Origin of the sequence: Vibrio sp. V43_P6S15P86, from assembly GCF_009904725.1 — a bacterium.
Taxonomy (GTDB): Bacteria; Pseudomonadota; Gammaproteobacteria; order Enterobacterales; family Vibrionaceae; genus Vibrio; species Vibrio diabolicus.
The window spans coordinates 1-11,166 of record NZ_WXWT01000146.1 but is presented as its reverse complement, the minus strand read 5'-3'; the positions used below and the strand labels follow the sequence as shown (position 1 = coordinate 11,166).

Sequence of the window (11,166 nt, the reverse complement as noted above, 5' to 3'; positions counted from 1 at the left end):
GTGCCACACCGATGCTCACCCTATATGAAGGGTTGGACAATTACTGGAATAAAGTCAGTGCTCACTTAACTAAACTGCAGTTAAGCTTTCAATTTGGTTGTGGTTTTTCACCTTTGTCAGCCAAGTTAATGGCATTGGCAGGAGCAAATGTTCTTAGTGACGACAAATCTCTTATCGAACAAATGTTATTCCCATTACCTCTGCCTCTAACCGATTTATCGATCTCTATGGTTGAAAAGCTGCACCGCGTAGGCGTTACTTCCTTAAAAGGGTTACTTGAACTGCCGTTGCAAGACATCGCACGACGCTTTGATATCGATTTGGTGAACTACGTTGGTCGACTGACAGGGCAGTTCAAGCATCCTGTAGACTTTTATCACCCGACCGAATCCTTCCAAGTTTATTTAGAGCTGTTATTTGAGCTCGAAAACGTCCAGTGGATTGAAAAGCCGCTGGCCAAGTTACTTCGTCAACTCGAAACCTTTCTTAAATTAAGAGATAAGGTCGCTTTTGAGCTGTGTTTAACACTCCACCAGCGTGAGAAACAAGAGCAACACCTTCAACTCACTTCTGCGCAAGGTGATTACCTATGTCAGCGTTGGCAGCAGTTAGCGAGTTTAAGCTTAGAGTCACTCTCGCTCAATGGCCCAGTCACAGGGCTAACGTTAAAAGTCGTCCGTCAAGGTGAGCCTCTTAGTGCATCACGCGATCTCTTTGCTGGGCAAAAAGGGAACATGAATGCTTTAGAACTGCTCTCTTTACTGCAAGCTAAATTGGGGAAAAGTGCCGTGTTAAAACCCAACATCGCTTGCGATCCTAGACCAGAAAAGGCCAGTCAGTATCGCCCTGCTGATGCTCCAGATGAAAAGGAGCACGCCATACCATCCATACTACGCCCCGCAATGCAATTGCCCACTCCCATTGCATTGCAAGAGCAAGTCTCTTTGGTCCACGGACCTGAGCGAATCGTTTCTGGATGGTGGGATGGTGATGAGATCATGCGTGATTACTACATTGCACACACCAAGCAAGGCCGCTGGTTATGGATATTTCGCGATCAGCACAAGCACTGGTTTCTTCATGGCTATTTTTGTTAAATCGACAGTTATTTTTGTTGGATCATTATGAGTTACGCGGAACTATTTTGTCAGTCTAACTTCTCTTTTTTGACTGGGGCTTCTCATGCAGAAGAACTGGTACTCCAAGCTGCTTTCTATCGCTATCAAGCTCTAGCCATAACTGATGAATGTTCGGTCGCGGGCGTTGTCAAAGCCCATGCGACCATCGAACAACATAAACTCGATATCAAACAAATCGTTGGAAGTATGTTTTGGTTAAATGATGAATGCCAAATCGTACTGCTTTGCCCTTGTCGCAAGGCTTATGCCGAGTTGTGTCGTATCATCACAAACGCAAGAAGACGAAGTGAAAAAGGCAACTATCAACTGTTCGAATGGGATTTGATGTCGATTCGACATTGCTTGATATTGTGGCTGCCCACACATCAAGAGAGTGACCACTATTGGGGACGCTGGCTCAATCAACACCACGCTAATCGTTTGTGGGTAGCGATTCAGCGCCATTTGAGTAACAACGATACTGAGTACATTGCGCACTGCGAGCAGTTAGCACATGAATTTCAATTACCTATAACTGCCTGCGGAGGCGTTCTCATGCATGATGTTGAACGCTTGCCATTACAGCATGTACTTACCGCTATAAAGCATGGGTGTAGCGTCGATAAACTCGGTTTTGATCGTATTTCGAATACAGAACGAGCGCTTCGTCCTTTTAAAAAACTGGTTCGGATTTACAAACCAGAATGGCTGGAAGAAAGTACTTACATCGCCGATTTATGCGAGTTTAAGCTCTCCGATTTAAAATACGAATATCCTACCGAGCTGATCCCAGATGGTTATACACCCGACTCTTACTTACGTATGTTAGTCGAGCGTGGTAAAAAGCTGCGTTTTCCTGAAGGCGTGCCAGCAGAAGTCAATCAAACCATCGAGAATGAACTTGCGCTTATTCAAGAGCTGAAATACCACTACTACTTCCTTACCATCCACGACATCGTAATGTTCGCGAAACAACAAGGCATTCTTTACCAAGGTCGAGGTTCCGCCGCAAACTCTGTGGTGTGCTATTGCCTGGAAATTACCGCCGTCGACCCTCGACAAATCGCAGTCTTATTCGAACGATTTATCAGTAAAGAACGTAAGGAACCGCCGGATATTGATGTGGACTTTGAACACGAGCGCCGTGAAGAGGTTATCCAATATATTTACAAAAAATATGGCCGTGAGCGTGCAGCACTTGCTGCAACAGTGATCAGCTATCGCTTTAAAAGTGCCGTGCGTGAAGTCGGTAAAGCGCTAGGGATTGAAGAGACCCAATTAGATTTTTTCATTAAGAACGTTAATCGCCGAGATCGCAGCCAAGGCTGGCAAGCTCAAATTATTGAACTTGGCTTACAACCAGAATCTCTCAAAGGGCAGCAGTTTATCCAATTGGTCAACGAGATAATTGGCTTCCCACGCCACTTATCTCAGCACGTGGGTGGTTTTGTAATTTCATCTGGCCCTTTATATGAGTTAGTACCTGTTGAAAATGCCTCGATGGAAGATCGCACTATCATTCAATGGGACAAAGACGATTTAGAAAGCTTGAAGCTATTAAAAGTCGATGTGCTCGCACTCGGCATGTTAAACGCCATCAGAAAGTGCTTTCAACTGGTCGAGAAACACCACCAGCGCTCCCTCTCTATTTCCGAGATCACTCGCCGACAAGATGATCCACACGTGTACCGCATGATTCAAAAGGCCGACACGATAGGCGTATTCCAAATTGAATCTCGTGCACAAATGAGCATGCTCCCTCGCTTAAAGCCCGCTTGTTATTACGATTTAGTGATTCAAATTGCGATTGTTCGTCCAGGCCCTATTCAGGGTGATATGGTGCATCCTTTTTTAAAACGGCGTGATCACAAAGAGCCTGTCAGTTATCCATCGGAAGAAGTAAAAAGCGTTCTTGAGCGGACTATGGGCGTCCCTATTTTCCAAGAGCAAGTCATCAAGCTAGCCATGGTAGCCGCAGGGTTTAGCGGCGGCGAGGCCGATCAACTCCGTCGAGCGATGGCATCATGGAAAAAGAATGGCGATCTCGCTAAATTCAGACCAAAACTGATCAATGGTATGCAAGAGAGAGGTTATGACTTAGCGTTTGCTGAGCGCATTTTCGATCAGATTTGCGGCTTTGGTGAGTACGGCTTCCCTGAAAGTCATTCAGCGTCTTTCGCAGTGCTGGCATATTGTTCTGCATGGTTAAAATATTATTACCCAGCCGAATTTTACACTGCATTATTGAACAGCCAACCAATGGGATTTTATAGCCCATCGCAATTAGTACAAGATGCTCGCCGACATGGCGTCGAAGTATTGCCGGTGTGCGTCAATCATTCAAAATATCAACATCATCTCGTCTCACGTCCGAATGGCAGGCTCGGCGTGCAACTTGGTTTTCGCTTGGTGAAAGGCTTTAACGCAGAAAGCGCACAAAGGCTTATTGAGCGCAAACCACTTAATGGTTACCGATCGATTCAAGAAGTAAAGCAGATATTAAGAAGCCGAAGTGACATTGAATTATTGGCTTCAGCCAATGCATTTCAGGCCTTATCGGGAAATCGTTATAACGCTCGCTGGGCAGCAATGGATTCCTTATCTGACCTACCATTGTTTCACAAGGTCGAAGAACCCAATGTTAGCTACCAGACTCAACCCTCTGAATATGAAAATTTAATTGAGGATTACGCAAGCACGGGACTATCTCTTAGCCGCCATCCAATTAAATTATTAGAAGAAACGGGCAAACTCCCTCACTTTACCCGCATGAGGCAACTGACAGAGAAACCGCATAAGTCACTGGTCACAGTGGTAGGTGTGGTAACAGGAAGACAATCTCCAGGCACCGCCGCTGGCGTGACATTTTTTACGTTAGAAGATGACACAGGCAACATTAATGTGGTCGTTTGGCAAGCGACAGCACGAGCCCAAAAGCAAGCGTATTTAGGCGCTAAAGTATTAATGGTGAAAGGCATTCTTGAAAGAGAGGGGGAAGTCACGCACGTTATTGCTGGCAAGTTGATTGATTGCACGCACTATTTGAATAATCTACAAAGTAAATCTCGCGACTTTCATTAGTACAGAAGTATTAAGGAGAGAGGTGTAAAAAGTCAGAGAGAGCTGCGCTCCCTCTGATTTCACTAAGTCTAATCATGCACTTTTAGAAAGCATCTGACGTAATCGGTCTTGAGCAACTTCAACCAGCAGATCCGGTTGGAATTTAGATATAAAGCGGTCACAGCCTACTTTTTGTACCATGGCTTCATTAAAGCTGCCGCTCAGAGAGGTGTTCAACGTAATAAACAACTTAGACATACGTGGATCTTGGCGCACTTCATGAGTCAGTTTATAACCGTCCATTTCAGGCATTTCAGCATCCGTAATCATCATTAACAGCTCTTTTTCCACGTCTTTCCCTTCATCACACCAGCGTTTTAAAACCGTTAGCGCTTCTAGGCCGTCACGACACTCGATGATATTCATACCCAATTGAGAAAGCGTATCGCGAACTTGATTACGAGCTGTAGAGGAATCATCCACAATCAGAACATTACGCCCGACCATTGCTTGGGCAAGTTCTTGATCCAGAATGTCCGCTGAAATCGTGACGTCGTAATGCACGATCTCTGCTAAAACTTTTTCAACGTCAATAATTTCGACAATTTGAGAGGCATCCCCCTCTTTGACTTGCGTGATAGCTGTGAGGTAATTCGAGCGACCAGACGTGGAAGGAGGCGGCTGAATTTCAGTCCATGCCGTATTAATAATGTTTTTAACCGGACCGACTAAGAAGCCCTGCACCGTGCGGTTGTACTCTGTCACGATCAAGTTTTCTTCTTCCGCTTCACCACGCAAAGCTGGGAAACCTATCGCGCCACGCAAATCAATCACTGGCACTGCTTCACCTCGTAAAGAAGCGACCCCACGAATGTTGTAGTGTGAGCCAGGAAGCTTGGTTAACGGTGGCAGCTTGATGACCTCTTTCACTTTGAACACATTAATCGCAAACAATTGGCGACTATTTAAAGTGAACAGCAGAAGCTCTAGTCGGTTTTCACCAACCAAGTTCGTACGCTGGTCAACCGTATTTAACACTCCGGACATACTACTACCTAAATTATGGATAATTCTTATTTTTACTCAAAATCAATACAGACACATCAAGGTTCTAAGCCCAAATAACCTTAAGATATTTGTTTTTCGAGCATGGCTTGAAAGTACAACGGTTTCAGCGTATTACTTCCCTTCTATTTGTATCAGACACAAAGTCACTCTACACATTGAAAGCCATTTGGGTTTATTTACTTGAGCTTTTTAGGAAATTACATGAATGGCGCAGATATAGCAATGCAGCACAACTCAAATTCACCTTCTAGTAATAGGCGATCAAAAAGGGTGAGCTGTTAAGCCTCACCCTAAATCATCTAAAAATGTATAGGCTCGACACCTAAGCACTTCATCATGTTTGAAGCAATTAGCCTTCCACAACCTTCATCAATAACTGACCATCGTACAACGCTTGCTTGATCAACGCGGCACCAGGCATTGTTGCTTGCTTATAGAAACGAGATTCCACCAGCTCAAGATCTTGGTGATAAACCGGTAAACTCTGCTCTTCGATACAGCGACGCACCGCAGGATAAAGAACATCTTTTGCTTGGTTAATCACACCACCGATCAAGATCTTCTCAGGGTTAAATAAGTTGATCACAATAGCAATTGCGGAACCTAAGTAGCGTCCAAGCTTTTCAATCACATCAACTGCCAACGGATCACCGTTCGCTGCCGCTTCACAAATGCTCTCAATACTCATTTCTTCTTGTTCAGCAAGAATAGAGTCTTCGCCATCAGCAATTCTTCTTACGACTTCTTCACGAATCGCTTGAGAACTGGCAACGGTTTCCAAACAACCAATGTTGCCACAATGACAACGTTTTCCATTTGGGTCGATTTGAATATGTCCAAGCTCACCAATGTTACCGTGACGGCCTTGCAAAACGCGCCCATCCAGAATGATGCCGGCACCTAAACCATGGTGAATAGAGATAAGAACAGAGTTGTCATTGTCTTGAGAATGGCCGAAAAGCTTTTCTGCTAATGCCCAAGCTCGCGTGTCATTGGCAATGAAAACTGGCAAGCCTGTTGCTTTATATATCTCTGGTCCAAGAGCAAGATTTTCGACGTTGTAATGAGGCATTTGCAGCACGACACCTTGCTCTGAATTCACAAGGCCAGGCAGCGTAATTGCAATACTGGTAACACGGTCAAGTTGATCCGCGTAAGTTTGGAAGAATTCATCAATTTCGTAGAGCAGACGCTCAAGCACATCGTCTTGGTCACGTTCGTGTATCTCGATTTTAGTATCGATCAACACATCACCACCTAGCTCATGCAGAGCAATAGTTAAATAACCTCGCCCCAAACGCATTGACAGAAATTGCCACCCTTCGTTGTTGACCTGCAAACCGACGGCAGGTCGACCACGACTCGTCGCTTCTTGTACTGTGGTTTCATGAATCAAGTGCGCTTCAATTAATTCTCGAGTGATTTTGGTGATACTGGCAGGAGCAAGCTCACTCTGCTTGGACAAATCAATTCGAGAAATAGGACCTTTTAGGTCAATTAGTTTATATACACGACCAGCATTGACCTGTTTGATATGATCAATATGGCCCGGTTGAGCCATGTACATCTTGCACTCCGAAATTCTATAACGAGACAATTTTTTTACTTTGCGAACTAATTGTGAAGTGAATTAATAAATCCCCGTGACAAGCATCACGTATAAACCTGTTTGTTTGTGTATTCAATCAAATAACGAAGAATCTACTCCTGTTAAATTGTTTGAAAAATAACTTATTTTTATTCACTAAATTATGAAGCAACTCCTGTTACAACAGCGCATTCTCTTCAATAGGGGCTGAAGCCTATGGAATATCTGTCTGTTTTACCGGGATTACTCTTAATGTAAACATTCTGTGCATATACTTATACTCAAGCAGCTTTAAGGTGTGGGCTCAGCAACGAGGCAGACCTTGAGAGCGATTGAGGAAAGTAAGGATAGAGTTCAAGTTACCTTTACACATACATTCATCGGAGAATCTATGACTTCCAAACTAAGACGAACAAAAATTGTCACCACGCTTGGTCCTTCAACGGATAAGGACAATGTACTTGAGGAGATCATCAAAGCCGGTGCAAACGTTGTCCGTATGAATTTCTCACATGGAACCAGTGAAGACCACATTCAACGCGCCAAAAAAGTCCGTACCATTGCGGCAAAGCTTGGGCGTCAAGTTGCTATCCTCGGCGACTTGCAAGGCCCTAAAATCCGCGTATCGACCTTTAAAGACGGCCAAGTCATGTTGAATGTGGGCGACAAATTCACATTAGACAGTGATTTACCAAAAGGTGAAGGCAACCAAGAGTCCGTAGGGCTAGATTATAAAGAACTGCCGCAAGATGTGTCACCAAACGACATTCTGTTACTCGATGATGGACGCGTTCAACTGCAAGTCACCAGCGTCGAAGGCAATAAAGTTCATACCCGTGTGATTGTTGGTGGTCCACTATCTAATAATAAAGGGATCAACAAAAAAGGCGGCGGATTGTCAGCCGATGCGCTCACAGAGAAAGATAAAGCCGACATTCTTACCGCCGCAGAAATTCAAGTGGACTACCTTGCTATTTCGTTCCCACGTAACGGCGAAGACATGCATTACGCTCGACGCCTAGCCAGAGATGCAGGCCTCGAAGCCATGTTGGTGGCTAAAGTCGAACGAGCAGAAACCGTCGCGACTAATGAGTCTATTGACGATATTATTCTCGCATCCGATGTGGTGATGGTTGCGCGTGGCGATCTGGGTGTAGAAATCGGCGATCCTGAACTTATTGGCGTCCAGAAAAAGCTGATTCGCCGCGCACGCAGCTTAAACCGCATCGTAATTACTGCGACACAAATGATGGAGTCCATGATTACTAGCCCGATGCCGACGCGTGCTGAAGTGATGGACGTGGCCAATGCGGTTCTAGACGGCACTGACGCGGTGATGCTGTCTGGAGAGACCGCAGCAGGTAAATACCCTGTAGAAACGGTCAAATCCATGGCCGAGGTGTGTGTGGGCGCAGAAAAGATGTCTGAGGCAAGCCTATCCACTTATCGCTTAGATCGCACCTTCGAAACAGCTGAAGAAACCATCGCAATGGCAACCATGTACTCTGCGAATCACATGGAAGGAATTAAAGCGATGATCTCGTTAACAGAATCTGGCAGGACTGCGTTGATGATGTCTCGCTTAAGCTCTGGCTTACCAATATTTGCCTTATCACGTAATGAATCCACGCTCAATCGAGCTGCACTATACCGAGGCGTGACACCGGTATATTTCGAGTCAAAAAGTGATGCAGGTTTACCGACAGCTCAAGCTGCGATTGCCAGCCTTAAAGAACAAGGGTTCTTGCACAAGGGTGATTTAGTCATGATCACTCAAGGCGATGTAATGGATGTCGTTGGTTCAACCAACTGCATGCGAATTCTGCAAGCATAACCTTTATACCTAACCCTATTAACCATAGAGATTAGGTACGCACACTAATGAGGCTCCGAAAACGGAGCCTCATTTATTTACACTTCACTTTGTATTTAGCGTATGTCGTTAATACAAAAGGTTATGCACTCTCTCTGCCATCAATTTCAATATTCAGTTGGTCATAGAGTTGAACCAGATTAAACCCCGCCTGAAGTCCGAGTTGATAATCATGCTCTAGTGATTCTTGGTCACTTAACAAAGAAGAAGAACGAAGCCCCTCTTTAGGCGCGATTTGTAAAATGAAAGTATCGTCAGGTGGAGCAGATATAAAGGCCTGAGTGAGCTCAAATGTTTGATAGTGAATCATCAGCATGTCGGCTAAACCTGAGTCAAAATTCTCACCGATTAAATGGCTTAGACGATACAAATTATCAGCACCGAACAACCAACGACCTCCATTCAATAGCATTTTTCCGGCAAGCTTCGACTGATGGGCGGCATTAATTTTTTGTTGGAAGAACGAAGCCCAATCCAACTTCCATCGATTCACTTTTTGCTGCCATGATTGCTGCACCGAATTGATAGACTCTCGATACCACTCGACAGGCACATCCCCTACTTCACTTTGCGCTCTCGCTTCAATCTCCGAGAACGGTTCTGTTCGGATGACAATAATGTTGCGAGCATTCTGACGCCACGCTTCTTGAACAGGGATAGAAGCCGACACACCACCATCAACAAACTTATTGCCATTAACGTCGACAGGTCCGTGGTACAACTTAGGAATCGCGCATGTTGCTAACATGGTGTTAAACCACGTGTCACCCAAGATTGGTAAATATTGATCCGATAGCGTCTCTACATTTGTTACCGCTGCAAACGCACCTCGTCCTCCTAGTGCACTGCGGCCTAAATCAAGATCAAGCTTGTAAGGGAAATCTTGAATCCGCTCTAACGCCCACTCTAAACCCAAGTACTGCTGCTTTCGAATATAACGAAACAGATTAAAAAACTCAGGAGACGTTGTCAGTTCGGTAATAAAAGCTTTGCCCATACCGTGTTGACGACATAAGTAGGAGCATAAATTGAGTGCCCCAGCAGAGGTACCGTAGAATTCATCGAAAGGATCAAAGTTGGAAAGTAAAAATGCGTCTAATACGCCAGCGGTAAAAATCCCTCTCTGCCCTCCACCTTGCGTGACTAAAGCAGTTTTTCCGTGCCTGAAATGCTCATAAACTTTGACATCAAGCTCAGTGTGGCTTTCTGTGATTATACCGCTGTTACGTATCATAGGCTCACGCCATTTTGTTAAAACGTTTGGTAAAAGTAGTTATCTTAAGCCGTTGTAATCGCAATGATACCAAACGACAAAAGTACTGCAAAAACAGTCACCACGATGATTAATGCGGATTTTAGATCGTGTTCCATAAACACCTCCTTAATATGTAACAAATTAATAACACCAGTGTGAAATATGTTCAAGATTTGCTTAATTTAGTCGCGCAATTTTGACTAACCCATCACAATTAGCTTAGTCATAATAAGGAGATAGGACATGAACCAAAAACTCAGCTGGCTGGTAGGAAGCATACTGCTCAGCACCGCGGTAAGTGCACAAGCCAATATTATCGTTACTCCATTCATAGGCTATACAGGTGGCGGTCAAGTAGAAGACGAAAGTGGCAATACATACGACCTCGATCCCGCAGTGAACTACGCACTTTCAATCGAGACGCCTTTTGAGAAAGGAAGAATTGGATTATTTTACTCCAACCAATCAACAGAACTTGAAAAGTTATCAAATTCGGCAGACATCCATTACCTGCAATTTCAAAGCAGCATGTACTACCCTGTTGCAGAAAACTGGCAAACCTATATTGGTGTTGGCTTGGGAGCCTCTTACACCGATGTTGATTGGGTAGACAAAAAATACGGATTTTCGGCTAGCGCTTTTGCAGGGCTGGAATATGAGTTTTCAAAGAACTTTGCGTTGACAGCCCAATTGAGATGGTTGGGAACGGTCGTTGATAACGATACCTCTGGAGCCTGCACCCTACCTAATGACGGCTCAAACTGCATCATTAAGTTCGATACCGATTGGATGAATCAATTCCAATCAAATATTGGTTTTAGTTTCCGTTTCTAATTTTTTGTACACTTCACTTCGTAGGGCTCGCCACAAAGAGTGCTGGGCGAGTCCTACACAAAGCAGATAGAGAATATCATCTAAACATCATCGCTTAGAAAAGTAACGAAGCATTCTCTAGCGGGGTGCGCAAAAGATAGCCGTACGCCCTAGTTCATCAAAATAGTTTTAAACACCAAGTCGATTATTGGATTCTAGTCATTTGTTCCATACAACCAACCAATCCCCCACACAAAACCATAATCAAACTCAAATTTAACAAGATTAAAACCAGACAACGCACCTGAGTTAACATTTAGATTCTATTGCGCTAAGTATTATTAGAAGTTAGTCTGATTAGTGAAAACAGATAAATATTTCAGTTTTATCA

Annotated in this window: 8 protein-coding genes; 4 read left to right on the top strand and 4 right to left on the bottom strand. The window is 44.3% G+C overall.

Annotated features, from left to right (window positions below; translation table 11 throughout):
• Positions 1-1,097 (top strand): Y-family DNA polymerase (locus CAG69_RS06385; RefSeq protein ID WP_161443254.1); only part of this gene is annotated, 1,097 nt, incomplete at its 5' end.
• 27 nt (positions 1,098-1,124) lie between these two features.
• On the top strand, positions 1,125-4,199 hold the full coding sequence (locus CAG69_RS06380; RefSeq protein WP_161443251.1) for an error-prone DNA polymerase: 3,075 nt from the start codon (positions 1,125-1,127) through the stop codon (positions 4,197-4,199).
• A gap of 72 nt (positions 4,200-4,271) precedes the next feature.
• Here CAG69_RS06380 and CAG69_RS06375 read toward each other — a convergent pair whose 3' ends face one another.
• Positions 4,272-5,225: a chemotaxis protein CheV gene (locus CAG69_RS06375; RefSeq protein WP_161443249.1), complete on the bottom strand. Its 954-nt coding sequence runs from the start codon at positions 5,223-5,225 to the stop codon at positions 4,272-4,274.
• Between the two features lie 370 nt (positions 5,226-5,595).
• Positions 5,596-6,813 carry a sugar metabolism global transcriptional regulator Mlc gene (gene mlc, locus CAG69_RS06370; protein WP_005398213.1) on the bottom strand — a complete coding sequence of 406 codons (1,218 nt, stop codon included), beginning with the start codon at positions 6,811-6,813 and terminating at the stop codon, positions 5,596-5,598.
• Positions 6,814-7,225: 412 nt separating this feature from the next.
• Between mlc and pyk the strand changes: the two genes are divergently transcribed.
• Positions 7,226-8,668 (top strand): pyruvate kinase, encoded by a 1,443-nt coding sequence (gene pyk / locus CAG69_RS06365; protein ID WP_005398214.1) that lies wholly within the window; start codon positions 7,226-7,228, stop codon positions 8,666-8,668.
• Positions 8,669-8,789: 121 nt separating this feature from the next.
• Here pyk and CAG69_RS06360 read toward each other — a convergent pair whose 3' ends face one another.
• Both CAG69_RS06360 and cydH read right to left on the bottom strand, forming a co-directional pair.
• Complete coding sequence (locus CAG69_RS06360; protein WP_005398215.1) at positions 8,790-9,941, bottom strand: patatin-like phospholipase family protein; 1,152 nt, start codon at positions 9,939-9,941, stop codon at positions 8,790-8,792.
• 44 nt (positions 9,942-9,985) lie between these two features.
• The gene (gene cydH, locus CAG69_RS06355) at positions 9,986-10,078 is read right to left on the bottom strand and encodes a cytochrome bd-I oxidase subunit CydH (protein ID WP_005372970.1); all 93 of its coding nucleotides are present in this window, start codon (positions 10,076-10,078) and stop codon (positions 9,986-9,988) included.
• Between the two features lie 127 nt (positions 10,079-10,205).
• Between cydH and CAG69_RS06350 the strand changes: the two genes are divergently transcribed.
• A complete protein-coding gene (locus tag CAG69_RS06350) occupies positions 10,206-10,796 on the top strand; it encodes an outer membrane beta-barrel protein (RefSeq protein ID WP_005398217.1) in 591 nt (196 codons plus the stop codon).
• The last annotated feature ends 370 nt before the right edge of the window (positions 10,797-11,166 follow it).

Bases quoted from the DNA above. Each gene is read 5' to 3' on its own strand.
- CAG69_RS06380 (WP_161443251.1), top strand. From the start codon at position 1,125: ATGAGTTACGCGGAACTATTTTGTCAGTCTAACTTCTCTTTTTTGACT.
- CAG69_RS06375 (WP_161443249.1), bottom strand. From the start codon at position 5,225: ATGTCCGGAGTGTTAAATACGGTTGACCAGCGTACGAACTTGGTTGGT.
- mlc (WP_005398213.1), bottom strand. From the start codon at position 6,813: ATGTACATGGCTCAACCGGGCCATATTGATCATATCAAACAGGTCAAT.
- pyk (WP_005398214.1), top strand. From the start codon at position 7,226: ATGACTTCCAAACTAAGACGAACAAAAATTGTCACCACGCTTGGTCCT.
- CAG69_RS06360 (WP_005398215.1), bottom strand. From the start codon at position 9,941: ATGATACGTAACAGCGGTATAATCACAGAAAGCCACACTGAGCTTGAT.
- cydH (WP_005372970.1), bottom strand. From the start codon at position 10,078: ATGGAACACGATCTAAAATCCGCATTAATCATCGTGGTGACTGTTTTT.
- CAG69_RS06350 (WP_005398217.1), top strand. From the start codon at position 10,206: ATGAACCAAAAACTCAGCTGGCTGGTAGGAAGCATACTGCTCAGCACC.